21 protein-coding genes are annotated in these 26,262 nt (G+C 62.0%); 15 read left to right on the forward strand and 6 right to left on the reverse strand.

Going from position 1 to position 26,262, the window contains the following annotated elements; translation table 11 throughout:
• Window positions 1–310: 310 nt before the first annotated feature.
• The 3 genes from I41_RS16715 to I41_RS16725 all read right to left on the reverse strand — a co-directional run bounded on the left by I41_RS16715 (window position 311) and on the right by I41_RS16725 (window position 3,010).
• On the reverse strand, window positions 311–1,081 hold the full coding sequence (locus I41_RS16715; RefSeq protein WP_168206958.1) for an alpha/beta hydrolase: 771 nt from the start codon (window positions 1,079–1,081) through the stop codon (window positions 311–313).
• 290 nt (window positions 1,082–1,371) lie between these two features.
• Window positions 1,372–2,313: a malate dehydrogenase gene (gene mdh, locus I41_RS16720; protein ID WP_145434054.1), complete on the reverse strand. Its 942-nt coding sequence runs from the start codon at window positions 2,311–2,313 to the stop codon at window positions 1,372–1,374.
• 184 nt (window positions 2,314–2,497) lie between these two features.
• Complete coding sequence (locus I41_RS16725; RefSeq protein ID WP_145434055.1) at window positions 2,498–3,010, reverse strand: thioredoxin family protein; 513 nt, start codon at window positions 3,008–3,010, stop codon at window positions 2,498–2,500.
• Window positions 3,011–3,307: 297 nt separating this feature from the next.
• Here I41_RS16725 and flhA point away from each other — a divergent pair, with 297 nt between their 5' ends.
• The 14 genes from flhA to I41_RS16795 all read left to right on the forward strand — a co-directional run bounded on the left by flhA (window position 3,308) and on the right by I41_RS16795 (window position 21,044).
• Window positions 3,308–5,377: a flagellar biosynthesis protein FlhA gene (flhA, locus tag I41_RS16730; RefSeq protein ID WP_145434056.1), complete on the forward strand. Its 2,070-nt coding sequence runs from the start codon at window positions 3,308–3,310 to the stop codon at window positions 5,375–5,377.
• 44 nt (window positions 5,378–5,421) lie between these two features.
• Window positions 5,422–6,666, forward strand: coding sequence for a flagellar biosynthesis protein FlhF (gene flhF, locus I41_RS16735; protein WP_145434057.1), 1,245 nt, complete (start codon window positions 5,422–5,424; stop codon window positions 6,664–6,666).
• Window positions 6,667–6,758: 92 nt separating this feature from the next.
• Window positions 6,759–7,688 (forward strand): MinD/ParA family protein, encoded by a 930-nt coding sequence (locus tag I41_RS16740; RefSeq protein WP_145434058.1) that lies wholly within the window; start codon window positions 6,759–6,761, stop codon window positions 7,686–7,688.
• A 249-nt stretch (window positions 7,689–7,937) separates the two neighbouring features.
• Window positions 7,938–8,177: a hypothetical protein gene (locus I41_RS16745; protein ID WP_145434059.1), complete on the forward strand. Its 240-nt coding sequence runs from the start codon at window positions 7,938–7,940 to the stop codon at window positions 8,175–8,177.
• A gap of 170 nt (window positions 8,178–8,347) precedes the next feature.
• Window positions 8,348–9,139, forward strand: coding sequence for a FliA/WhiG family RNA polymerase sigma factor (locus I41_RS16750; RefSeq protein ID WP_145436383.1), 792 nt, complete (start codon window positions 8,348–8,350; stop codon window positions 9,137–9,139).
• 693 nt (window positions 9,140–9,832) lie between these two features.
• Complete coding sequence (locus I41_RS16755) at window positions 9,833–11,467, forward strand: PilW family protein (protein WP_145434060.1); 1,635 nt, start codon at window positions 9,833–9,835, stop codon at window positions 11,465–11,467.
• 153 nt (window positions 11,468–11,620) lie between these two features.
• Window positions 11,621–12,040: a hypothetical protein gene (locus I41_RS16760; RefSeq protein ID WP_145434061.1), complete on the forward strand. Its 420-nt coding sequence runs from the start codon at window positions 11,621–11,623 to the stop codon at window positions 12,038–12,040.
• A gap of 941 nt (window positions 12,041–12,981) precedes the next feature.
• Window positions 12,982–14,193: a 3-keto-disaccharide hydrolase gene (locus tag I41_RS16765; protein ID WP_145434062.1), complete on the forward strand. Its 1,212-nt coding sequence runs from the start codon at window positions 12,982–12,984 to the stop codon at window positions 14,191–14,193.
• Window positions 14,194–14,441: 248 nt separating this feature from the next.
• On the forward strand, window positions 14,442–15,656 hold the full coding sequence (locus I41_RS16770) for an argininosuccinate synthase (RefSeq protein WP_145434063.1): 1,215 nt from the start codon (window positions 14,442–14,444) through the stop codon (window positions 15,654–15,656).
• Between the two features lie 32 nt (window positions 15,657–15,688).
• A complete protein-coding gene (locus tag I41_RS16775; RefSeq protein ID WP_145434064.1) occupies window positions 15,689–16,393 on the forward strand; it encodes a hypothetical protein in 705 nt (234 codons plus the stop codon).
• Between the two features lie 39 nt (window positions 16,394–16,432).
• The gene (locus I41_RS16780) at window positions 16,433–18,052 is read left to right on the forward strand and encodes an ABC transporter permease (RefSeq protein ID WP_145434065.1); all 1,620 of its coding nucleotides are present in this window, start codon (window positions 16,433–16,435) and stop codon (window positions 18,050–18,052) included.
• A gap of 12 nt (window positions 18,053–18,064) precedes the next feature.
• On the forward strand, window positions 18,065–18,853 hold the full coding sequence (gene yaaA, locus I41_RS16785; RefSeq protein ID WP_145434066.1) for a peroxide stress protein YaaA: 789 nt from the start codon (window positions 18,065–18,067) through the stop codon (window positions 18,851–18,853).
• 34 nt (window positions 18,854–18,887) lie between these two features.
• On the forward strand, window positions 18,888–20,150 hold the full coding sequence (locus tag I41_RS16790) for an aspartate/ornithine carbamoyltransferase family protein (RefSeq protein WP_210420977.1): 1,263 nt from the start codon (window positions 18,888–18,890) through the stop codon (window positions 20,148–20,150).
• 186 nt (window positions 20,151–20,336) lie between these two features.
• Window positions 20,337–21,044 (forward strand): NYN domain-containing protein, encoded by a 708-nt coding sequence (locus I41_RS16795; RefSeq protein ID WP_145434067.1) that lies wholly within the window; start codon window positions 20,337–20,339, stop codon window positions 21,042–21,044.
• A 131-nt stretch (window positions 21,045–21,175) separates the two neighbouring features.
• On the opposite strand, the gene I41_RS16800 is transcribed toward I41_RS16795, so the two are convergent.
• The 3 genes from I41_RS16800 to mnmG form a co-directional block, all read right to left on the reverse strand.
• Window positions 21,176–21,922 (reverse strand): sensor histidine kinase, encoded by a 747-nt coding sequence (locus tag I41_RS16800; RefSeq protein WP_145434068.1) that lies wholly within the window; start codon window positions 21,920–21,922, stop codon window positions 21,176–21,178.
• A gap of 138 nt (window positions 21,923–22,060) precedes the next feature.
• Window positions 22,061–22,642 carry a response regulator gene (locus I41_RS16805; RefSeq protein WP_145434069.1) on the reverse strand — a complete coding sequence of 194 codons (582 nt, stop codon included), beginning with the start codon at window positions 22,640–22,642 and terminating at the stop codon, window positions 22,061–22,063.
• Between the two features lie 480 nt (window positions 22,643–23,122).
• Window positions 23,123–25,021, reverse strand: a complete 1,899-nt coding sequence (gene mnmG / locus I41_RS16810; protein ID WP_145434070.1) for a tRNA uridine-5-carboxymethylaminomethyl(34) synthesis enzyme MnmG — start codon at window positions 25,019–25,021, stop codon at window positions 23,123–23,125.
• 239 nt (window positions 25,022–25,260) lie between these two features.
• On the opposite strand from mnmG, the gene I41_RS16815 reads away from it, so the two are divergent.
• Window positions 25,261–26,262 carry an esterase/lipase family protein gene (locus I41_RS16815; RefSeq protein ID WP_145434071.1) on the forward strand — a complete coding sequence of 334 codons (1,002 nt, stop codon included), beginning with the start codon at window positions 25,261–25,263 and terminating at the stop codon, window positions 26,260–26,262.

Below are 26,262 nucleotides of genomic sequence, written 5' to 3' on the forward strand. Positions count from 1 at the left end.
GCTTGTACTGAAATCGCGGAAGGAGTGTCAATCGACGTTCTGCTAGCAGAACGTTTCACCCTCGCGGCGCCCGTCCGATAAACTGTGTTCTCGCCGTGGATGCAGTGCCGGCACGCGCGCCGCTGGGAAACAACCTGCGGCACGAGCAAATTAATGGCGCCAGCAAAGGGACCAGTGCTCGCCCCCACAGATATTCGCGTCGAGCGCTTCTTAGACCCGCAGGTCAAGCAAGGCTCGCTCTCAGACCACGCTGGCGTGGCGTGTGAACTCAGCCTGCAAGGTTGGCTGCCACGCGCGAAAGTCGCAGTGGCTAGGAGACTGTCGCTGCAGTGGCTGAGATTCGCTCCATCATCCAGCGGTCCATATCCGAAAGCATTGCCGTGGTCAGCTCGTCATCGCCCGGATATTGACGCAGGGCCAGCGAAAAACCCGCCGAGTGCAGCAAACGGAGATCGCTGACCACTTCGGCTTGCGGATACGCTTCGCTATCGCGGCAGCTGGCCAACAAAATCGGCAGGCCGCGAGCTTCCTTCACCCGGTTCAGCGGAGCATCGCGCCGCGGCATGGCGCCGCCGATCGAGATGACGCCGGCGAACAACTGCGGATATCGCAGCGCCAGTCGCAGCGCCATCGTGCCGCCGCTTCCTTGACCGGCGAGAAAAATGCGGTCAGCGTGAACGTTGAATCGCCGCTTTGCCGCTTCGATGCACTCAGTGACGCGATCCGACGCCTCGGCGGCTGAGTCGGGACAATGCTCCCAGCTGTAGCCGTGTCGGCCCGATTCGCCGCCAACGCCGCGGGCGGCGGCCGCGACGTAGTTTCGCACGCTCACGTGCGGCATCAACTGCCGCAGTTCGCGTTCGCTGCCGCCATCGTCGTGCAACCAGATCAGCAGCGGGTACGCGTAACCCCGCTCGTAATGGAGCGGAGCGAAGAGCGCGTAATGAGGAGCCGCGGCTCGATCGCGTCGCCGCGGCGCGGCCTTCGTCTTCGTGCTCGGCTGTTTATTGAAGCTAAGTAGAGAATCGAACTGCGAAGAAAGCTGAAAACTCGACGCCTTGGAGGTGTGCAGGCGATTCATAGTTTCTGTCGTCGGGGTCTGTCGGGGACCGCAGCGTCGCGGCATTCTAACGTGCGTAGCGGCGACACGATTTGGGTTTGTAAACGACCGAGCGGCGCGTGTCAATTCCGTCAGTTCTCGGCCGCGCGAAGTGACGCATGCTAGCGTCTGCGAGCCAATAAATGGCCGTCCCATCCTGAGACGAAGATCACGCCCTGCGTGCAAGCGTCGAATCATTCGACAGGAAATTCGATCTCTGACTCCCGAGCCGGCGGCGACGGGATCACGACGGCGCCGTTGCGATAGCCAGTCTACACTAAGCCGGCCATGACCTTGACGAGTTCTTTCACGGCGTCGACGCTCTTCTGAAACGCCGCCTTCTCCGTTTCTTCGAGTTTGAGCTCCACAATCTTCTCGACCCCGCTCGTCCCGAGGATGACGGGGACGCCGACGTAAAAACCGCCGACGCCGTATTCCTTGTCGCAGTAGGCGGCGCAAGGAATCAGCCGCTTCTTGTCGCGGACGATCGCTTCGACCATCTGCGTGGTGGCGGCCGCCGGAGCGTAGTAGGCGCTGCCGGTTTTCAACAGGCTGACGATCTCAGCCCCGCCTTTGGCGGTCCGTTCGATGATCTCCTTCAAGCGCTCCGGCTTGATCAACTGCGTAACGGGAATGCCGCCGACGCTGGTGCAACTGGGCAGCGGCACCATCGTATCGCCGTGGCCGCCCATCAGTAGCGCTGAAATATCTTCGACGCTTACGCCGAGTTCCATGGCCAGGAACGTGCGATAGCGGGCCGTATCGAGGACGCCTGCCTGGCCGACGACGCGGGCCGGCGGAAAGCCCGTCACCTGCATCGCCCGCTGCACCATCGCGTCGAGCGGGTTGCTGACGACGATGACCACCGCGTTAGGGCTCGTTTTCTTGATCTCGTTGCAGACGGCCGTCATGATCTTGGCGTTCGTGCCGAGCAGATCATCGCGGCTCATCCCCGGCTTGCGGGGCAGGCCGGCCGTGATCACAACGACGTCGCTGTCTTTGGTAGCGTCGTAGCTGGTCGTGCCGGTGACGTTCGCGTCAAACATCATCACCGGGGACGATTGCATCAGATCGAGCGCCTTGCCCTTGGGCATGTCCTCGGTCTGCGGGACGTCGACGAGGACGATGTCGCCCAACTCAGCGGCGGCGCACCAGTGCGCGGTGGTGGCGCCAACGTTTCCCGCCCCGATGATGCTGATCTTCGCTCGTCGCATGACTCTAACTCCCCCCAGTTTCACTAACTTATGATGGCAACGCTCACGGTCGCCTGTGAGCGGCCGATCGCTGCCGCAAAGTATCGCGCCGTCGGCACACCGCCGCAAGGGGCCACAGCAGCTAGCCGCAAGTCAACGCCCCGCCAGAGCGGCACGGCAAAGAAAATGGGGAATGCTGAAGCGGTTACCGTCGCAGCGGCTGCTCGAGCAGCGCATGCCGCTGTAACGCCGCCTGTAACGACTGAGCGAGCGCCGGCGCTCCTTGCCAGCCCGTCAATCTTCCCAGGGAGGTCCCCGTCGGCGAGAACATCTCCAGCGTTGGATAACCCGAAAGCTGCAACCGCTGGCAGACGGCGGGCTCTTCGTCGGCGTCGACGAGCACGCAGACGAATTGCGTCGCTAGGTGCGCTACGGCCGGATCGGTGAAGGTCGTCCCCTCCATCTTGCGGCAGTAGGTGCACCAGTGCGCGGTGAAAAAGACAAGCGCCGGTTGACGGCGCTCGGCTGCGACGCGACGACCGACGTCCCACCCCTTGACGAAGGTGATCGCCCCCCGCTGCGTCACCATCCGAGCGTCAAGAATCGTTGCCGGCACGCCGTCGGGCCCCACGGTCTCGATGCATCCTGAAAGCAGGCAAACTCCTGCGATTAAGAGGGCTGGCGAAAGGATCCGGCGAGAGGGGGCGGGGATATTCACAGCGAGCGCAATCCACGGACGGCAGGCAAGTTGATAGCAGTGACTATCGCCCGCCGGCCGGCGATTCGTTCAGCCGTCCGGCGATTGGTCGCGTTGTAACGCGGCGCCGCCCCGCGCAACCGATGCCGGCAGCAAACTTTGCCAGCGACGCCGCAGTGCGCGCTGATTGTCACGCGCCAACGATCTGGACACTTTCCGAATCGTCGCCTACGATCCCCGCCCCTTGTCACGTCGCGCCAGCATGGCGTCGACCACGCATACTTGCGCGGACCTCAAAGCTACATGGCCTCCGGACCGATGACCGCACTCGACTGGCTCCATCGCCGGCAAGATCTCATCTTGCCGTTGGGGATCATTGCCAGCGTGCTGGTGATTCTCGTGCCGCTGCCCACCGCGCTGCTCGACGTGTTGCTCTCGGCCAACATCGCCCTCTCGGTGATGGTGCTGCTGACGACCATCTACGTTCGCACGCCGCTGGAATTCAGCATCTTCCCCACCGTGCTGCTCGCGACGACGCTCGCGCGGTTGGTGCTCAACATCGCGACGACGCGCCTCATTCTGACCCACGCCGCCACGCAGAAGGAAGAAGCGGCCGGCGGGGTGATCATGGCCTTCGCCAACTTCGTCGCCGGCGACGGCAGCATCGTCGTCGGCATTATCATCTTCGTAATCATCATCGTGATTCAGTTTATCGTGATCACGAAGGGCGCCACGCGCATCAGCGAAGTCGGGGCCCGGTTCGCCTTGGACGGCATGCCCGGCAAGCAGATGGCGATCGACGCCGATCTCAACGCCGGCACCATCGACGAAAAAGAAGCCCAGCGGCGCCGCGAAGAAATCACCCAACAAGCCGACTTCTACGGCTCGATGGACGGCGCCAGCAAGTTCGTCCGCGGCGACGCCATCGCCGGCATCCTCATCACGATCATCAACATCTTCGGCGGACTTGCCATCGGCGTGCTGCAATACGGCATGCCGTTCAGCGAAGCCGCGACGCTGTTTACGCGGCTCACCATCGGCGACGGCCTGGTGAGCCAGGTCCCGGCATTCCTCATCTCGTTGGCCGCGGGCTTGCTCGTCACGCGTAGCACGCAAAAGTCGAATCTCCCTGAGTTGTTCATCACGCAGCTGTTCTCGCGACCGCAGGCGCTGGCCATCACTGGCTGCTTCCTCGCGATCCTCATCGCGACCGACTTGCCGCGGACGCCGCTGCTAATCCTCGCCGCCTCGTGCCTCGGCATGGCGCGGATGATGAACCAAACCGAAAAGAAGAAAATCGTCAGCGACGCACAAGTCGCCGCGACGCCCAAGCCCGCCGCCGAAGAGCGCATCGAAGATTATCTCACGATCGATCCGATGGAGATCGAAGTCGGCGTTGGGCTCATCCGCCTCGCCGATCCCAAACGCGGCGGCGATCTACTGGAACGAATTCAGCGCGTCCGGCAAAGCGTCGCCAGCGAGATCGGCATCATCATGCCCAAGGTCCGCATTCGCGACAACATGCGGCTCGATCCCAACGAGTACCGCATCAAGATCGCCGACATGACGGTCGCCAACGATCGCGTCGAACCGAGCCAACTCCTCGCGATCGACTCCGGCCTCACCACCGGACCCGTCGAAGGAATCGTGACTCGCGATCCGGCCTTCGGCGCCGACGCCCGCTGGATTCATCCCTCGCGCAAAGACGAAGCCGAAATGCGCGGCTACACGGTCGTCGAACCAGGCGCCGTGATCGCCACGCACATGACCGAGGTCTGTCGCCGCCACGCGGACGAAATCCTCACCCGCGACGCGACGAAACACCTCATCGACGAGCTCAAGGCGACGCACCCCACGGTGGTGAGCGAGCTGATCCCGAGCGTGTTGACGCTCGCCGAGGTCCAATCGGTGCTCCACCATTTGCTGCGCGAGCATGTTCCCATTCGCCAGCTGAGCCTGATCCTCGAAACGCTCGGCGACTACGCCCCGCGCACGAAGGATCCGATCCTGCTCTCCGAGTACGTCCGCCACCGCCTCGCGCGACAGATCTGCACCCGTTATCGCAACGCCGAGGGCAAGATCCACGTCATCGCGCTCGATCCCGCGATGGAGGAGCGGATCCGCGCCGGCTTCGACCACAACGAACGGGGGATGTTCATCCGCATGGCGCCGCAGGCGATCGAAGCGACCTGCCAGTCAATCGGCGCCCAGTTGCAAAAGCTCACCGCCGCCGGTCACACGCCGATCGTGCTGGTCAGCCCGCAGATCCGCGCCGCGCTCAAACAAATCACCGAGAACCACATCCCGCAACTCGTCGTCCTCAGCTTCAACGAAATCACCCGCGACACTCAGGTAATGACGCTCGGTCTCGCCTCCGATCACGCATAGACAGCGAGCCGGGTCGTCTCGACCCCGGCGAGTAAAAAACGCCCATGGAAATCAAAACCTTCCGCGCCAAGACGATGCCCAAGGCCCTCGACCTGGTTCGCCAAGAACTCGGTCCCGAGGCGATGGTGCTCCACACGCGCGAGCGCCATGCCAGCCTTCTCGGACGCCTGTTCATTGGCCGAAGCTACGAAATCGCCGCCGCTCAGGTCGAGCGCCAAGAGAAAGCGCCGGAACGCGGGCCACGCGCAGTGGTCCGAGAACTTACGACTCGCTCACCCTCGCGCGAAGGGCTGGGGAGGGAGGCCGGGCCTGCACCACGCGCTGCGGTCCTCGAACGCCCCCCAGCCAACCAGGTCGAGGCCAACCTCGACCTCTCCGTCCCATCCTCCATTCAGCACTCCGCCTTCAACCATCAGCATTCCCCTCAAATCGCCGAACTCGAATCGCTCCTCGGCCAACTGCGGGCCAGAAACGGTCAACCGCCTCGCCCCGCGGCGCCGCCCGCCCTGTTCGACCTCTACACCGACCTGATCGAAGCGGAAGTTGACGAACGGGTCGCCCGCGAGCTCGTCGACGGCCTCCGCCGCGAGCCAGGCGCCGAACAAGCCGACAGCCGCGCCGTTCGACTGCGACTCGCGCAGCTCCTGCAGAACGAGATCCAAGTCACGGGGCCCATTCAAGCCGCCAACGGCGCTGGTCGCGTGGTGGCTCTTGTCGGACCCACCGGCGTCGGCAAGACGACCACCATCGCCAAGCTCGCCGCCAACTATCGGCTCAAAGAAGGGCGCCGCGTCGGCCTGGTCACGGTCGACACGTACCGTATCGCCGCCGTTGAGCAGCTGCGCACCTACGCCGAGATCATCGACCTGCCGATGGAAGTCGTCAGCACGCCGCGTGAGATGCGCGAGGCGGTCGCGAAGATGCGCGACTTCGATCTCGTACTGATGGACACGGCCGGGCGGAGTCCGCGCGACGAGGTCCGCATCCGCGAGCTCCGCGCCATGCTCTCCGAGGCGGAGCCAAACGAGGTCCACTTGGTCCTCAGCGCCGCCGCATCGGCGCGCAGTCTGGTCGCCGCCGCCGAAAAGTTCATCCCCGTCGGCGTCACCGCCGCCATCGTCACGAAGATCGACGAAGCGACGGCGCTCGGCAACGTCCTCTCGCTCGCCCGCACCTGCAAGCTGCCGTTCAGCTACCTGACCGACGGGCAGAACGTCCCCGACGACATCAACGTGGCCGAACCGCGGGCGCTCGCGCAGCTGATCCTGAACGTCCCAACCGCCGCATAATCCACCCCCGACTCGCAGAATCTAGGGCGAAACGTCCTGATTTTTCCTCCTCCACTTCTGAACTCTGGCCTCCGTTCTCCGACCACTCCTGCATGCCCGACCAAGCCGCTCAACTTCGCAAGCTCGTCCGCGTCGCCGCGCAGGCCGATCCGTCGCTAGCGCCGGGCGGTCCGATCGTCGCGGTGAGCGGCGGACGCGCGGAGATGGGCACGACCACGGTTGCTTGTCAACTGGCGCGCGAACTCGCCCGGCTCGGCAAGCAAGTCATCCTCATCGACGCCAACGTCCTGAGACCAGGCGCCGCCCACCATTTCAATCTCCGACCGCCCCAAGACGACAACATCGACGCGATCCTCCGCGGCACGCGACGCGCCGTCGAGGTTCTCGTGGAAGTCGCAGAAGGTGTCCGTCTCCTCCCCGGCATCGCCTTGGGCGAACTCCCCCCGCCCCTCGACCGTCAGGCAGTCGACCACTTCGCCAGCGAGCTGGTGGCTCTCAGTCAGCAGTCCGACGCGATCCTCATCGACGCCGGCAGCGGCATGAATCCGTGGGTCGATCGCCTCTGGCAGCTCGCCCGCCAGGTGCTGTTGGTCGCCACTCCCGAGTCAGAGTCGTTCCTCGATGCCTACGCCGCGGTGAAGCTGTCGCAACATCACCGTCACGACGGCAAGATTCGGCTGCTGCTCAACCGGACTATCGACGACTGGGAGCTCGCCCCGCTGGCCATGCGTTTCGAAGACACCTGCGCGAAGTTCCTGCGGCTCACCCCCAAACCAGCCGCCGCGCTGCCGGAATTCCTCCGCACGAAACAACCGTCGATCGGCGAGGAGAACCTTCCCCCTTCTTCGCTCCGCCATCCGCCTTCGATCCCCGACGAACCATTCCGTCGAGCGACGCGGCTGCTGGCCGCCGACCTCGCCGCCGACTTCCGCGTCGCCGCCCTGCGACTCGTGAAACCGAAACAACTCTCTGCTAGCTCGTTCCACTACACAGACAAAAGAGATCTCTCGCAGAGGCGCTGAGGCGCAGAGAAGCCACAGGGAACGGAAATCCGCCAACGACACTTGTTTCTCTGTATCCCCTCTGCGCCTCAGCGCCTCTGCGAGAGACTTCCAAACGTCACTAAGAAAACAGCTTCAAAAAACTTTTCTTCTCCGAAAACTAATCTTCACCGCCCCCCATGCCGATAACACCTAACAGTCGTCCTGACGGCAACCGCCTGTTAATCTGGCGCGATTGCACCGGCTTTAACGCCTCCAGGAACTTATCGAGTGGCTCGCAAGTACGCCTGCATCATGGCCGCACTGGGGATGACGATCATCCTCATCCGCAGCCTGAGAGCCGGCGGCGCCTTTGAATCGGCGATCTTGTCAGCCATGTTTTGGGCGCTCGTCTACGGGTTTGTCGGCTACGCGCTCGGCTCCATCGCCCGCAACACGGTCGACGAATCGGTGCGTCAGAAACTCGAACGCGAAATCGCCGCCTACAAAAAACAACACGCTAAACCATAACGCCGCAACCGCCGGTCGCGGCGTTACCAACTACAAAGCCGCGACCGCTGGTCGCGCAAGACGCATACAACAAACAACGAGAACGGATTCTCGTCACGAAATAAGACTGACGCGGACGAGGCCCCTGGGGCGCCGCCGCGCAGGTCATCACGGAGGATGGCATGTCGACGATGATGCTGACCGCGAAGAGGTGCGCCCCCGAGGACATCGCGGATCTTTGGGATCAATTCAAGAAGGATCCGAGCCGCAAGGAACTGCGCAACGCGCTGATTGAAAACTACCTGCCGCTGGTCAAATACAACGGCGAACGCATCTGGCAGCGGCTGCCCGACGGCGTCGAGCTCGACGACCTCATCTCCGCCGGCGTCTTCGGCCTGATGGACGCCATCAACGCCTTCGACATGGGCCGCGGCGTCAAGTTCGAAACCTACTGCGTCCCTCGCATCCGCGGCGCCATGCTCGACGAGCTCCGCAGCATGGACTGGGTGCCGCGGCTCGTCCGCTCGAAAGCCAGCAAGCTCAACGAGTGCCTCAAGACGCTCGAAGCCTCGCTGGGCCGTGCCCCGAATGAGAACGAGATTGCCGAGTACATGCAAATCTCGCTGCAAGAAGTCGAGAAGCTCATCGCCGACGCCAACGCGGTCGGGCTGATCAGCCTCAACAAGAAGTGGTACGAGACCGACAGCTACAAAGACGTCCGCGAGATCGACATTCTCGAAGACAAGAAGGGCGAAGACCCGACCCGGCGCATTCAGAAGTCCGACCTGATGCGGCTGGTGACCAAGGGCCTCAACCGCAATGAGCGCCTCATCATCATCCTCTACTACTACGAGGAAATGACGATGAAGGAAATCGGCGCCACGCTCGACCTCAGCGAAAGCCGCGTCAGCCAAATGCACAGCGCGATTGTCCAGCGCCTGCAGGGCCAACTCGGCCGCCGCCGCCCGGAGTTTGGGACCTGAGCTGACGCTCCGTCAGCCCGAGGTACGAACCCTGTCACTCCGCTAAAGCCCTGTCACCCCGAGGTACTCCGAGGGGTCCGCTCCGCCAACCGCATCGGCCCCCGGTTCTTCAGAAGCTTTTTCAATCGCCATCATCCATCGCCTTTAACACAGAGCACACAGAGGCCACAGAGAAGACGAGTCAGAGCGAATGCCCAAGATCTTCCTCTGTGGTCTCTGTGTGCTCTGTGGTTAAAGCGTGAACCGTGAAGTACTTCGAGAATGATGGCCGTGGAATAAGCTCCTGAAAAACCGGGGCCAACGCGCCACACAAACATCAGCCGCGAGCCTCTGGTCTCGCCGCAGGTCGAAGGCCGACGCCATCCACCGCGTCCGCCCGCCCGGCCTCCGGCGAACCAAAGGTCCGCGGCTGACTTTTTTCGTTGGTCAGTGGTCCGTAGTCAGTCGTCAGTTGCTGGGTAGATCGCCCAGCAATCCGCAACTGACCACGGACAACTGACGACGGACGCCGCCGCAATTCGTTTGGTCCTGCGGGTTGTGTGGGCAGGCCTGTGCGTTGCCTCTCGCCCGGGAAGAGACGCCGCGGCCCCCCTCTTCCTTGACTTTTCACCCCCTGCGCGGTGCAATAGATAGAGCGAAAGCCGCTTTTCTCAGGGGTCCGCGGCCTGTTCGCCTCCGGTACAGAGCACCCGCATGACCAATCTCGTCGATCGAATCCCGCTCACTCCGCGCGCCGATCGCGCCGCTACGTCCGTGCTCGGTCACCCCGACGAACCCTATTGCCTCGCCGAGCCCTGTCACCCCGAGGTACTCCGAGGGGTCCGCTCCGCCGAGCCCCCTCGCCCCCATTCCCCATTCCCCATTCCCCATTCGCCGCCACGCGCCCTCACCCTCATCGAAATGCTCGTCGCCCTCGCGGTGACGCTGGTGATGATGGCGGCCGTGGTGAACCTGTTCGCCAACATGAGCGGCAGCATCCGCAACCGCCGCGCGGCGATCGAGACGGGCGCCCAGCTCCGCCAAGTCCGCAACCGACTGGCGATGGACCTGGCCGGCGCCACCTGCCGCGGCTCGACGTGGCAAGACCCGGCGGAGAATCAGGGGTACATCGAGATCCTGGAAGGTCAGTGGTCAGATAAAGATCCCACCGAATTGATCAACCTCAGTGACGAAGGTGCGGGCTCCAACGGTGATCGTGAGCTCGATTACACCACGTCGCTAGTTCCCAGCAGCCAAACCTTCGATCCTGAAAGCGGCAGGGCTGCTGACGGCCGTACGCTCCCTTCCGGTGCGGTGACTGACGGCCGTGCCTTGGGGGATTGGGATGATGTGTTAGCCCTGACGGTGCGAAGTGAGAGCGACCCGTTCACCGCGCGGGTGTTGAATCCCGCGACGAGCGTTGAGGCTTTAGTCGAGTCTCCTCTGGCGGAGGTTCTTTGGTTCGCGACAGAGAAGAAGGTCGATGACTCGAGCGACACCGCCGATCCAAATGACGGTTTTCGCCACGTGTACCGTCGCGTGCTGTTGATCGCGCCGTGGTTGGGACCGTGGTCATCAGGGATCGGCCAGCCGCCGGAAAACGTCTCCGTCCATTGGGATCCCACGACGGGCGGCGGCCAATGGGTGGCCAACACCCTGGGCGATCTCACCAAACGCGAGAATCGCGCCACGCGCCCAGGCAATTGGCCCTATCCTCATGCGCTGCGCGGCGATCGGCTGCTTCCCGGCAATACCGACGTCACGGCGCAGGTGCTGGGCAATGCACTTGCTTTCGACGTTCGCTTATTCGACCCTGGTGCTCCGCTTTATGCCGCCAGCGGAAGCATTTTGGAACCGAACGATTTTGGCTGGATGGCCGCCAAGGCGACCGCTGGCGCGGCGAACGCCACCGGTTACGGCGCCTACTGCGATCTCGGCTGGGGCTTTGACCGGGTGGGCCGCGTCATGACCTATCCTGCTCCGTCGACGCCGCTGCCAAGCACGGCGCCCGTCCCCTATTTCAATCAAGTGCGGCCGGCCGGTTATCATCCGATCAGGAACTCGGCCGGCGGCTACCCGGCGGTTTACGATACCTGGTCCTACCACTACGAGAATGACGGCGTCGATCAAGACAACCGAGATGGTGACGGCAGCCTGTCAACCGGCGCTGACGAGGGCGCCAACGGACTTGATGACGACAATGCCAATGGCGTCGATGATCGCGGCGAACGGGAAACCGCGCCGCCATACGATGTGCCGCTGCGCGGCCTGAAGGTGATCTTCCGCGTCTACGAGCCCGACGCCCGCCAGATTCGCGAGTCGTCGGTGACGCATAGCTTCAAGCAGTAGCCGCGGGTCAACGACCCGCCGGAGCGACGGGAAATTCGAGCCTGCTTCTATCCGCAGGCTCCTACGTCGTACTCGCGGCGTCCGTCGTCAGTCGTCAGTTGCTGCATTCTGCCACGGACAACTGACGACTAATAACGGAGCACTGACATCGCCATGTTCCTCGCCCACTCCATCCGCCTCCGCGATCCCTGGCAACGCGCGGCGACCGAGCAGGGGGGCGTGCGTTGGTCGCGGCGCTTCCATCGACCGACGGGGATGGAGGCTGACGACCAGTTGCTGCTGGTGCTGAGCGGCTTGCCCGCGGACGCTGGCGTGCGGGTCAACGGCCAAGGGTTTGACGAGGAGCATTCAGCGGTCAGCAGTCAGCAATCAGCCAATCCCGTCGCAACTGCGTCCAGAATCGAGCAACCAGGAACAGCCGCCGTCGCGGCGCAGTTTGATCTCACGGCCATTCTTCGCGACGCGAATGAGATTGAGATCGAGCTCCCCCCAACCTCGCCTGCAGCCTGCAGCCCGCAGCCTGCAATCTCATTCCCCTACGACGCCCGGCTGGCGATTATTGGGCATTCGTGACGGTCGCGACCTGTTGTCGCCTTGGCGAATGCTCGCGACAGAAGTCGTAAGTCGATTTGCGCGCGCAGGATACGTGCAACGCTGATGCGACGATCGCGATCTTTGTCGCGACAGTCGGCGACCGACGATTGTCGCCTTCAATGTTGTGTCGCCTGAGCGATTTTTGGCGACACCAGTCGGAACTCGTTGCCGTGGCGTGAGTTGCAATAGGCGACAGGGCGACAGGGCGACAGGGCGGGCCACGGCTAGTAATTATTGCTGAACGACGAAATGCGCGCAAGGCGAGTTTTAGGATCCTGGAACGCTTCCCCTCTCGGCGAACTCTAGCGAATTTTCAAAGAGCGATCCGCGCGCAGCGAGGGCGTCAGATAGGCGCACCCTAGCAGATTGGGTGGCCAAAAGCTGCAGTTATTTTTGGCCGCGCGGGCCATTAACTAGCGCGAATGCGAGTCGGTCAGTGAGGGCGAAGCTATTAGCCGACCGTCCCGTAGGGACGTCATGACAATAGCCCAGCACCTTCAGTGCTGGGATAGGCGACCGTCGCAGGACATGAGCCTCGGAGGGGCGATTGAGATTCGTTTTCAGTCGCCCCTACGGGGGTACTACCTCCTGTTGCCAAATCACCCAGCGCTGGAAGTGCTGGACTACTATCGGCTGGACTACTATCGGAAGGTCCCTCCGGGACTTGAATAGTTGTAAACGCAACGAACTGTAAACTGTTGGGCTCCAGACGACTTCGAGCACCTGCCTGCTTGGCCGACGGCCAAGTTCACCGTAGCCTAGGGCAACGCCCTGGAGCGCGTGACGTCGATTTCAGCCCCTGGCTCCGCCAGGGGGTCGTTTGCCATACCGGTCGGCGTCGTCTTGCGTCGTACTACCCCCCGGCGGAGCCGGGGGCTACAAATCCAACTTCTCATCCCCATCTCTGATACGAGTTCAACATGACATCCACTTTTCGCTGCTGCGTGTTCTCGCTGCTGGTCATGCTCGTGCTGCATCCGTCGCTAGCCGCGGCGGAGGAGGAAACGGCGCCGAATCAACTCACAGCTGAACAGATCGCGGAGGGGTGGATCAGTCTGTTCGACGGCGAGACGCTCTTTGGGTGGACGCCGACGAGCGATGCGAATTGGAAAGTGAAGGAGGGGTCGATTACCGTCAGCGAGGGGGAGCAAGGGTTCCTCATGACGAACAGCGAGTTCGGGGATTATGAGTTGCATGTCGAGGTTCAGGGACTTGTTGGAACAAATAGCGGAGTGTTTCTGCAAACGCCTCTAACTCCCAAGGACCCCGCAAAAGATTGCTACGAGCTCAATGTCGCTCCCGCAGACAATCCATTTCCGACAGGTTCGCTCGTAGGCAGAATCAAGAATCCGCAAATGGCTCTCAGTCACATGGTCAATGCCGGTCGCGAAGTCCCGGCCGACTCGTTTGATGTTCGTGTTAGTCAGGGCACGGTCACTGTGGTTATGAACGGCGGATCACCAATGACGTATGCGGATACGGAACCGCTTAAGCGAGGCCACATCGGCCTACAATTCCGCGAGGGGCCGGTCGCGTTCCGCAACATTCGTTTGAAGCCGCTCGGCCTGCAGCCGATGCTCAACGGCGAAGACCTCGCCGGGTGGAACGACGATCAAAAGAAGACAAGTACGTTCGCCGTCACTCCTGAGGGCGAACTCCGCGTCACCAACGGCAGCGGCCAGCTCGAGAGCGACGCGACGTTTGGCGACTTCACGCTGCAGTTCGAAACCCGCGTCGACGGCGACGGGCTCAACTCCGGCGTCTTCTTTCGATGCATCCCGCGCGAGTACATGAACGGGTACGAGTGCCAGATCAGCAACCGGATCACCGACGGCGACCCGACGAAGCCGACCGACTTCGGCACCGGGGCCATCTATCGCCGCATTGCGGCCCGGCGGGTGAACGCCCGCGACCATGAGTGGTTTATGACCACGCTCGTCGCGACGGGGCCCCACATTGCGGTCTGGGTGAACGGCCTGCAGGTGACCGACTGGACCGACCAGCGGCCCCCCAACGACAACCCGCGGAGCGGCCTGCGAACGGCGGCGGGGACGATCTCGCTGCAGGGGCATGATCCGACGACGGATATCCGCTTCCGCAACATGCGGATTGGCGAATTGCCGCAGAACTAAGTCTGTGGGAGGCGTCTCCGACGCCGATTCCGCGTGCCAGATGTAAACGTCCAACGGCTTGCAATCCGTTATCGGGGTCGGAGACCCCTCCCACAATAAGTCGCTACGCATAGACGCAAAGCGGGGGGAGTGAGTAGATCAAAGGGCGGTTCTACAACTACAATCGAATCCTTGCATTTACTTGGTGTCTTCCTTGGTGCCTTTGTGCCTTCGTGGTTCCCTATTAATTAGAGAAGTGGTTTAGAACGATGCCCAGTTGCGTGTTGGCTTACTCCGGCGGTCTTGATACTTCGGTCATCCTGGGTTGGCTCCAGGACGAGGGATACGACGTGCACGCGGTGTACGTTGATTTGGGGCAGCCGTGCGAGGATCGCGAGGCGATTCTGAAGAAGGCCCGCGACAACGGGGCGAAGTCGTCGCGGCTGATCGACGTCCGTGAGGAGCTCTGCCGCGACTTTGCATTCCCGGTACTGCAGTGGCAGGCGAAGTACGAGGGGATTTATCTGCTCGGCACATCGATCGCGCGGCCGCTCATTTCGAAGGTTTGTTTGCAGGTCGCCCGCGAAGTCGGGGCTGAGGCCTACGCTCACGGCGCCACGGGGAAGGGGAACGACCAGTGCCGATTTCAGTTGGCGGCCGAGGCGCTTGATCCGAACGTGAAGATCATCGCGCCGTGGCGGATCAAGAAGTTCCAGGACCTCTTCGCCGGGCGCAGCGACATGATCGCCTACTGCGAGCGGAAGGGGATTCCGGTGAAGGCGTCAATCGCCAAGCCGTACAGCAGCGACGAGAACTGTCTTCACATCAGCTACGAAGCGGGCCAGCTCGAAGACCCGACGGTCGACGGCGTGTCGATCATCGACTTCGGCATGACCGTGTCGCCGCAAGAGGCGCCTGACAAGGTCGAGACAATCAAGATTGGGTTCGAGTCGGGCGTGCCGGTGACGATCGATGGCGTGAAGAAGTCGCCGCTGCAGATGGTCGAGGAGCTGAACAAGATTGCCGGCCGCAACGGTGTGGGGCGGATCGACATCGTTGAGAACCGGTTCGTTGGCATGAAGAGCCGCGGCGTTTATGAGTCGCCCGGCATGACGACGCTCTACGCGGCGCACTTGGCGCTCGAGCAACTGACGATCGACCGCGAGACGGTGCACCTGCGCGATCGGATCAGCCCTGAAGTCGCCGAGATGGTTTACTACGGCTTCTGGTACGTGCCGAAGATGGACGCGCTGATGGCGTTCATGCGCGAGGTGCAGAAGCCTGTCACCGGTGAAGTGACGGTTGGACTCTACAAGGGGAATGTGTTCATTCAGGGTCGGACGAGTCCGTACAGCCTCTACGACGCGGCAATTGCGAGCATGGATGAGGCGGGGAACTACAACCAAACCGACGCGGAAGGTTTCCTGCGGATCCAGGGGCTGCCGAGCCGGGTCATGGGGCAAGTGAGGCCGCGGAAGTATTGATGAGCATGTGACCCGTTGAGGATGGGCCGGCTATGACAAACGCTCAACTCGCCGAGAAGATTCTTTCGAATCTGCAGCGAGGATTCCCGAAGAAGCATGAGTTTCGTCAAGTTGACGGCTCACGCTTTCCCTATGTGAATCAGAGGTTCTATGAATCAGCAAGCCGAGAACTTGCCGACTTGGGCTTCCGACCGTTGGGGGACATCGAGGACGTCACAGCCAAACTAAATGGGAAGCCCGACCTGCGGACGTTTATTCGCGTCATGACCGATGCGGAAAACACAACTGTCTCGGCTTGCTTCAATCTGGCTCCTACATTTCTGTGGCGTATTGCGTTGCTAATGCTGCGCATTCCCAGGAATATCGTTGAGTTCGAATCGTATTCAGGAGATGAGTTTACTCACTCGACTACCATTACTCCCGCGAGCGCTACAGTCGCGCGACCGAGCACGATGACGCGCGTGTCTCTTCCCAAAAAGACGCCGATCCGGGAAATATATGAGCGTCATCGACTCTACGTGAAAACGAGCTTTCCGCAACCACTCAAAACAATCCGCACCATGTCGGACGCTATCGAACTTCAGGTCGCCCAACATGCTCAACTTCGCAATCATTTGGAACGAAGCGGATGGGTGACGAAGGACTATCTCAGGCGGCAGGGCGTCGCAGCCGCTATATTGGATGACGTGTATGATGAGACTCAAAAGCTTTGGAAGAGCGGCTTTGAAGCAGCGTGAGACGCCCTAGAAGCATCTTTTGCCCATCCGATCGCTGACATGTACTTCCGCGAAAACCCGGTACTGCAACGCGAGCTGATTTCAAACCTCCGCATGACGCGGGGGTTTTTGTTGCTGTTCGCGTACGTCGCGGGCCTCGGGATGCTCGTCTACGCGGCGTGGCCGGCGAACCAGACGCTCGATCTGGCTCGGCCGGAGGAAGCGCAGAAGCTCGTTAATCTCTTCTTCTTTGGGCAGTACATTCTCGTCTCGCTGATGACCCCCAGCTTCGCCGCGGGGGCGATTACCGGCGAGCGGGAGCGTGAGAGTTACGAGATGCTGCTGGCGAGTCCGCTGCGGCCCGGGGCGATTGTGCTGGGGAAGCTGGCGGCGTCGCTGACGCCGCTGGCGGAGTTGATGATCTGCTCGCTGCCGATCGTGATGCTCTGCCTGCCGTTGGGGGGCGTCTCGCCGTACGAAGTACTGGCGGCGTATCTGGCGATGATTTTTTCGGTCGGGCTCTTCGGGATGATCAGCCTGTGGTGCAGCAGCTTCTTTCAGCGGACGAGCGCGTCGCTGGTCGCGTCGTACATGCTGATCTTGCCGCTGGCGATGGCGGGGGTGCTGGTGTGGCGCTCGCTCGAACAGTTGGGCGAAGCCCGGTTGATGGTGATCCTTACAATCGTGCCGATTGCGTGCATTTCGGTAGGAGCATTGCTGTGGGCCGACGTCTGCCGGCGGCTGATCAAGCCGCCCGATCTGGGGAGCGGCGGCAAGCAGGCGATCGACCTGGAGACCGAGGCGAAGGAAGCGGTCGGGCTCTACATCGAGCGAGATCAGTTCCCCGATCGGTTGTTCGCGCCGCCGAAGCGGACAACGTTTCTCGAAGACGACGCCAATCCGATCTACGACAAGGAGATGCGGAGCGAGATCTTTAGCCAGGGAACTCTCATGCTGCGACTGGTCATCCAGATCAGCATGGGCCTGGCCCTGCCGGTGATGGCGGTCTGCCTGTTTATGCAGCGGCAGTTGGCGCCGTGGTACATCGCGTATGTGCTGCTGTTCAATTTGCTGGTGGGGCCGGTCTTCTCGGCCGACAGCCTGACGAGCGAGCGCGAGCGGTCGACGCTCGACTTGCTGCTAACGACGCTCATTACGCCGTGGCAGATGCTCTGGGGAAAGCTGTTGTCGGGGCTGCGCGTATCGAGCGTGTTGACGTCGTTTCTGCTGTGGCCGGTGTTTCTGGCCTGCCTGATGCCGGTGGGCTTCTGGCCGAACATGCTGACGATGCTCGCTTATTTTTTGATCGTCGGCCTCACCGCGGTGACGACGGCGATCACGGCGCTGTTCTGTTCGACGGTGTTCAAGAAGTCGTCAAGCAGCTTGATGTGCAGCTACCTCGTGCTGGCGACGCTGTTCTTGGCGCCAGTGGCGGCGAACGTGTTTGTGCAGACCTTTGCCGCCGCGTCGAGCGCAGCCGGCGCGGTCACCGCGCTGCAGTCGACGAGCCCGTTTGCGGCGGCCTTCAATCTGCCGCTCACGCTCGACGATTGGAACAACGCCGACCGGATTGACGTGCGCATCTTTTGGGGATTTCTGGCATTCACCGCGATTTATAACGGCGGGCTGATGCTGCTGATGACGCAGTTGTTCAAGGTTCGTTGGCGGGTGTCGGAGTAATTGCCAAGTTCGATGTTGATCCTGCTCTCCCCCGCGAAGACGCTCGATTTTACGCTGCAAGCGGCCCATGCCGGGACAAAGCCGCGGTTTCTCACGCAAGCGAATCGGTTGGCGAAGCACGCGCAGTCCCTCACGCCGGCGAAGCTGGGCAAGCTGATGAGCATCAGCCCTACGCTGGCGGCGACGGCCCACGATTACTTTCAGGAGTGGAAGGCGAGGTTCGACGCCAAGGGAACGAAGGAGGCGGTGTTCGCGTTTCGCGGCGACGTCTATCTCGGGCTCGACGCCGACACACTGGGCGAAAGGGACTTGGCGTTCGCGCAAGAGCACCTGCGAATCTTTTCGGGCCTCTACGGGGTGCTGCGGCCCCTTGATCTGATCCAGCCCTACCGGCTGGAGATGGGGATCAAGCTTGCGGGGGACTACGGCAAGGACCTGCACGCTTACTGGCGCGATGCGATCGCCAAGTCGCTGACGAAGGAAGCGAAGCAACAGCACGACGCGATGATCGTGAACCTAGCCTCGCACGAATACTTTGCCGTCGCCGATCGGCCGGCGCTCAAAGCGCGGGTGGTCACGCCTTCGTTTCGCGAAAAGCACAACGGAAAGTTCATGGTGCTCAGCTTCTTTGCAAAGAAGGCGCGCGGGATGATGGCTCGGCACCTTATTGAAACTCGCGCCGAATCGTCTGCCGACGTGCTGACGTTCCGCAGGGGCGGGTACCGGCTGAACGTTGACTTGTCGACCGCCGACGAGCCGGTCTTCACGCGCGACAAACCGCCGGCCGTCGGAGTCGCTTGACGCTCCGCCGACGGGTATGCGATGATCACCGTTTATGCCCGCCGACGCACCCACGCCGCTCGCTCCGACGCAGGACGAGCTCGACCTGCTCCATTATCAGTCCCGCATCGATCGGCCGATTCCGCCGAAGATTCCGGAATTCAGCCGCGATGAACGGCTGCGGCACGTCATTTTCAGCCGACAATTCTCGGCCGACATGCTCGACGATTTGGCCGAGACGGCTGACAAGATTCGGTCGCTGTCGAAGGTGCGCTCCGGTCAGGATTTTCTCATCAACCTGCTCCACCACAAGCGGGCGATGCTGTACTTCACGCAGCCGTCGACGAGGACGTTTCTCAGCTTCATGGCGGCATGTCAGATTCTGGGGATCACCTGCAACGAAGTGCGCGACGCGTCGACCTCGTCGGAGACGAAGGGAGAGACGCGGTTTGATTCGATCAGGATGTTCAGCAGTTACTTCGACCTGATCATCATGCGGAGCCCCGTGGCCCGACTGGCCGAGGCGTGCGCGTATTTGATGAACGATCTGTCGATGAGCGGCAACCGGAGCGTGCCGATCATCAATGCGGGATCCGGCGCCGACCAGCACCCGACGCAGGCACTGCTCGACGTCTACACGCTGCAACGTTCGTTTCAGTTCACGAGCCCGAAGGACTCGCCGCTGGGGACGCGATTTGACGAGGTCCGCCGCGAACATCCTGAGGTGACGCGGGGATTGTCGCACAAGATTTACGGCTTCTGCGGCGATATCGGCCGGGGGCGGACCGTGCGCTCGCTCGCCGAGTTGCTCGCGGGGTACGACGGGGTGACGCTCGCGTTCGTCGCGCCGGATCATCCGACGCTGTCGCTGGGCGACGACTTGCGGGCACGGCTGTTGGCGCGCGGCGTGCGAATCTTTGAGGTCGATTCGCTCGAAACGCCGATCGACGGCAAGCCGTTGATCGAGCAGGTTGATGCGCTCTACATGACGCGGATCCAGAAAGAACACAACGTGGCGGCCGATGAAGCATCGTTCGCGGCGATTGACTTTGATCGCTACAAGCTGAATCGCGGGCTCGTCGCACGGATGAAGAGCTACGCGCCAATACTCCACCCGTTTCCGCGCGACCAGCATTTTGGCGAGATCCCGCCGGAAATCGACGCCGATCCGCGGGCGATGTACTTTCGGCAAGCTCGTAACGGCATGTGGATTCGGGCGGCGCTGCTAGCGCATGTATTCAACGTCGACCACCAGATCTCGCGGTTTTACCACGAGCAGTTTGGGGCCTGGGAGCCGAACGGGCTGCAGCGGGTTTGAGTGAGTTGAACCACGACGGCACAACGGGCACGAACGACGAAATACAAAGAGATGCAGGAACCGCAGATGAACGCGGATGAACGCAGATCGTTTTTCATCAGCGTTTATTTGCGTTCTTCGGCGGTTCCACTTGTTTTCGTCGTGATCGCCGTGTTGTCGTGGGTCAATTCTTTGTAGCCTATCGTCATGGCCCTGCTCATCGACGGTTACAACCTGCTCCATGTGACGGCGATCGTCGGGCATGGCGGGCTGCGCGGGTCGCGTGAGGGGTTGCTCCGTTTTCTGGCATCGGCGATTGAACCCCGCGAGCGTCGGCAGACGACGATCGTCTTTGACGCCGCCGAGGCGCCGCCGAATCTACCGCGGACGATCGTCTTCGAAGAGATGACGATTCATTTTTCGTCAGAGTACGACAACGCCGATGAGCTGATTGAGGAATTGATCGAAGCGCACAGCGTGCCGAAGTCTCTGCTGGTGGTATCGAGCGACCATCGGATCCAACGGGCGGCCCGGCGGCGGAAGGCGCCATTCGTCGACAGCGACGTTTGGTTCGCCGATGCGCTGCGGCGGCGCGCGGCGAGTCGGCGGCCGGCGCCGATCGTAGCTCGGCCGACGGGGAATCTCTCGGCGGACGAGATCGATTACTGGCTCTCCGAGTTTGGGGACCTGGGGGAGATTGAGATCCCGCCGCCGCCGAAGCGGACCCCTTCCAGGCCCAATCCTTCGGCCGCCGCAAAGCCCTCGCCCACGGTGAGCGACGCGAACGATTCACAACCTGCGCAGAAAAAGGCAGCGCCGAAGCGGAAAAGAGCCCCGAAGCAGCCGCCGCATCAGGGGGGAGATTTGTCGAATCCGTTTCCGCCGGGGTATGGTGAGGATCTGCTCGGGAGTTAATTGCCTTGCTGCGGTCATTGGGAGTAGTGCGAAGAATCTCGCCCTTGAGTGAGCTTCCAGGTCCTTCGCTTCGCTTGGGATGACGCCTGCGACGTTGATTGGCGGGGCGCCCGGAGGGCGTGGCCCGCCGGCTAGCTGATGGCGGGGAGCTCAGTTGGGGGGAGTTCAATGTTGAAGATCGCGCCGGCGGCAGGTGCTTCTACTGTGAGGCTGCCGCCGTGGAGGGTGATGATCCGCCACGCTTTCGAGAGGCCAAAGCCAAGGCCGCGGCCTGCTTCGCGGCCAGAGTAAAAGGGGTCGAAAATGTGGGGGCGGACCTCGGGGGGAATGCCGGGACCATTGTCTGCGATTTGCAGGAGTGCTCCGCCGTCTGACGAGCGGCGCACGGCGATTTGAATCGTGCCATCCCGGCCGAGAGCGTTGATCGAATTTGCGACCAGCGCGTTGATCGCAACGCCGAGTTGAGTGGCGTCGCCATCAACCGGCGGCGGTTGGCCGTCGACGGCGATGTTCAGCTCGATGCTACGGCAATCGCAATCACTCGCTAAGCCGCAAGCGACTTGGCGAACTAGCTGGACGAGGTCTAACGGTCGCCGTTCAAGTTGGGGCGGCCGCGCGAAGAGCATCAGGTCGCTGATCATCTCGTGGGCGCGGAGCGCCTGCTGATTGATCGCTTCCAGCGTCCGTCGTCGTTCGGGGTCGCGTTCGTCGCGCAGCAGCGACTGGGCGCGAGCCGAGATATTGGCGAGCGGGTTGTTGATCTCGTGGCTAGCGCCGTAGGCGAGCTCTTTCATCGCATCGAGCTTGGCTTGCTCGAAACGTTCGTCGTTGCTTGAACCCAGCGCGTGCGTAGCGGCGGGAGGCCCTTCGATATTCATCGTGAGGAACTCCGCAGAGACTGCTTTACCGTCGGCGGTGCCGCTCAAAAAAACTGCGAGCCGGACCCCTCGGAGTACCTCGGGATGACGGGTTCTGCGACGGGTGACGCACGCTAAGCGGTTTGGTAAGCGAACCCCTTATTTCACTCCGACCGTCTCGACGTCGAGCAACTGGCAGACGCGCGTTACGAGTTGGTCAACGTCGAACGGCTTTTTCATGAATTCGTCGGCGCCAGCGTCACGGAGCTCTTGAATCTTCTCCTGCTCGACCATGCCCGAAATGCAGATGATTCTGACGTCGTCCATGGTCGCATCGCTGCGGACGAGATTGCAGACTTCCTTGCCGTTGATATCGGGAAGCATGACGTCGAGAACAACCAGATCAGGGCGGAACTCCTTGATCAGCATGCCGGCGCCGAAGCCGTTGTTGACGCTGCGGAGATCGAACCGTCCGTCGCGGTTGAGCGCGTCGACGATCAATTCGACCAAATCTTCGTCGTCGTCGACGACAAGGACTTTGCGTTTGCCGCTATCGAGGGCGTCGGTCGGAATGCCGTTGTCCCGCATGAAGGCGTACAGCTGGTCGCGCGGAATGCGGCGAAAGCGGCTTCCCGGAACGCGGAAGCCTTTGAGCTGACCCGAGTCGAAGCAGCGGATGATCGTCTGCTGGCTGACCTTACAAATCTTCGCGGCCTCGCCGGTCGTGAACACAGTCTTCATGGTCGAACCACCTCTCTCCTTAGCCGTGGTTGCGTCACTGGCCCGGGGACCGATGACTTGTCTTGAAGGCGAGCGCGAACAGACGATAACGCTTCAATTAGCCCCGCCTAACATCCTGCCCTACCGATCAGCCCGTCGAAGCTCGCTGCGACGCTGCGAAGTCCCCGCGGTGTCCCGGAGTCCCCCGTGATGCGTAGTCGTCTGAAGCTCCGATCGCCGACTCAAAGGTGCGAGGCTATTTAGACGGCAACGTCATCCATGCCTGCCGAAGTTTCCTGAATTGCCAACTGGGGGAATTATAACGGCCGCGCAGGCTGAGTCAACATTGATTGAAACGCTGCAAAGCAAATCGCTGCAAACACTTACGTCATGGTGGCGGGAAATGAGATTTCGTCAGTGGTCAGTGGCCAGAGGTCAGTTGCGGGGAGTGGGAGGCGGTTTTAGCAACTGACTACTGACGACAGACCACTGACAAACCCGCTAGCGAGTCAGCCCTTTGCCTTCGAGATGGATCATCACCAAGGCGATGTCGGCCGGCGTAATGCCGGTGACGCGGCTTGCTTGCGAGAGGTCGACCGGACGGATGCGTCCCAGTTTCTCGCGAGCCTCGGCGCGCAGATGAACGATGCGGCCGTAATCGAACGCCGCTGGGATGCGTTTTGCAGCGAGTCGACGTTGCCGCTGGACGTCGGCCTCCTGGCGAGAGACGTAACCGGCGTACTTTAGGTCGACGAGGACCTGGCTGGCCACATCGTCGGCAACGTCAGCAAGTTCTGGGAGCAACTGAACGAGGTCGGGCCATTGAAACTCTGGCCGCCGCAGCCATTGGGCCAAGGATTGCCCATCGTGGCGCGCCGCGTCGAGTAGCTGGGATACTCGCTCAATTTCCGCGCACTTGTGCTCCAGACGCGTGAACCGCGCGTCGTCTGCCAAGCCAAGTCGATGCGCCAGGGGCGTGAGGCGTCGGTCCGCATTATCCTGGCGCAACAGCAGGCGATACTCGGCCCGGCTGGTGAACATGCGGTACGGCTCGTCGACTCCGCGGGTGACGAGGTCGTCGATCAGGACGCCGATATAAGCCTGGTCGCGAGTTAGAACGAGCGGCTCGCTTCCCTGGAGTTTCAGCGCGGCGTTGGCGCCCGCCATCAGCCCCTGGGCGGCCGCCTCTTCGTAGCCCGTGGTCCCGTTGATTTGCCCGGCGAAGTAGAGCCCTGCAACGTGCTTTGATTCGAGGCTCGGCTGCAATTGATCGGGCGGGGCATAATCGTACTCGACAGCGTAGCCGTAGCGCATGATCTCAGCGCGCTCCAGCCCCGGAATCATCCGGAGCATCGCGTCCTGCACGTCGCGCGGCAGACTCGTGGAGACGCCATTGACGTAAATCTCGTGCGTCTGGCGACCTTCGGGCTCCAAAAAGAGTTGATGCCGCGTCTTGTCGGAGAAGCGAACTACCTTGTCTTCTATCGACGGACAGTAGCGCGGGCCGCTGGAGTTGATCTGTCCGCTATACATTGGCGCCCGTTCGAGATTGGCGCGGATGATTTCGTGGACGCACTCGTTGGTATAGGTGCTGTAGCAGGGGAGTTGCTGAAGATCGAGGCGGTCGGTGAGGTATGAGAACGGCTGGGGGCGCTCGTCGCCGGGTTGCAAATCCATTCGCGTGAAATCGATCGTCCGGCCGTTGAGGCGGGGCGGCGTGCCGGTCTTGAAACGCTTAAGCGTCACACCGAGTCGCGTGAGCGCGGCGCTAATGCCGCCCGTCGTTCCTTCGCCGCCGCGACCGCCAGGCGTCTTTGCCTCGCCGGTGTGCATCAGCGCTTGGAGAAACGTGCCGGTAGTCAGGATGATCGCGCGGGCATGGTAGACGGCATCGCCGCGAACGCGGACGCCGCAGACGCGGCCGGGTTTCGGGCGTGAGGGTTCAGGGTTCAGCGAAGACGCCGGGTTCCCATTTGCTAAACTCTGATCGCCGGAGGCTGACCCCTCCACTAGCAGGTCTTCCACCACCTCCTGCCGGAGCGACAGATTCGGTTGCTCCTCGCAGAGCCGTTTCACTTCGGCCTGGTACAGTTTTTTGTCCGCTTGGGCTCGCGGGCTGTGCATCGCCGGGCCCTTGCGGAGATTGAGCATGCGGAACTGGATGCCGGTGGCGTCGATGACGCGTCCCATCGCACCGCCGAGGGCGTCGATTTCGCGGACAATCTGCCCCTTGCCGAGGCCGCCGATGGCGGGGTTGCAGCTCATTTGGCCGACGGTGTCGCAATTGGTCGTCAGCAGGGCGGTGCGGGCGCCCACCCGCGCGGCGGCCAGCGCGGCCTCGGTTCCGGCATGGCCGGCGCCGATCACAACGACGTCGAACTCGTAGACGCTTTTTGGCATTCCTCCAAATTAGCCCAGGGCCGGCGGCTAGCCTAGCGGCGAGGAACTTGCTCAATTCTCTCGAAACCGAGTCCAAGACGCGCGAATCTGTAACGAACTTCGCTGGGCGGCGCTACCTTTCATTGAACCGCCAGCGGGCGGATGACGTACCCACGTTGGGTTATTGCGCCCCGACCGTTAGAATCCGTCCATCGCCGCCGTTTAGCTCGGCGGCGGCCAAGGAGTGAGGGAATCACCAAATGCTTCGTTTCAAGGGCTTCATGCTCGTCGCTGGCGCAATCATGGCCCTGCTGGGGGCCGCGCGCCTACGGGCCGAACAGGTGGGCGGACTATTTGCGGCCGGCGTGCCGACGCTGGGCGGGCGGTTCGTTTGGTCGGATGAAGTCGTCGACCATGGCTGGCGGATCCAGAAGCATGCCGTCATTGGTCACTACCGGCTGCTCGACGCCAGCGATCGGCGACAAGCTTTTGGCACATTCGACGCGTGCCTAGCCAAGCTCAACGAAGTGAAAAAGGCTGAGAACTTTCCGCCGAATCCGAAAGAGGCGGTGATCGTCCTGCATGGTCTCGGCGCGGGGCGGCAGTTCATGGAAGGTCTCTCGGAGTACCTGGAAGAGAATGGCAATCTTGCCACGATCAACGTCGGTTATCCTTCGACGATGGAAGATATCGACGCCTACGCGGCGTCGCTCGACAGCGTCATTCGACATCTGGATGGCGTCGAGCGGGTGAGCTTCGTCGCGCACAGCATGGGCAACGTCGTCATTCGCCGCTACCTGAACAATCTCTCGCGGCTCGATCCGGCAATGCGACCGCCCGTCGAGTTTAAGCGGATGGTGATGATCTCGCCGCCGAATCATGGCGCCGAGCTCGCTGATCAATGGGCCGATAACAAACTGGTCGCCGCCGTCGCCGGCAAACCGCTCGACCAATTGGCGCCGTCAAAGGGTTGGCCTGAGCTCGAGCGGCAGCTCTCGACGCCAGACTTCCAGTTCGGCATCATCGTGGGCGGGCGCGGCGACCGCGAGGGCTACCTCGACGCCATCCCAGGCGACGACGACGGCCTATTGAGCGTCGAGACGTCGAAGCTCGCCGGCGCGACCGACTTCATTCAGACGAAGGGCATTCACCAGCTGATGCCGCAGTATAAAGAGGTGCGGGCGGCGACGCTTAGTTACTTGCTCAACGGATATTTCAGTTCCGCGGCGACGAAGCACCCAATCGTCGCGCCGGCACGGTAG

The organism is Lacipirellula limnantheis (assembly GCF_007746075.1).
GTDB lineage: Bacteria > Planctomycetota > Planctomycetia > Pirellulales > Lacipirellulaceae > Lacipirellula > Lacipirellula limnantheis.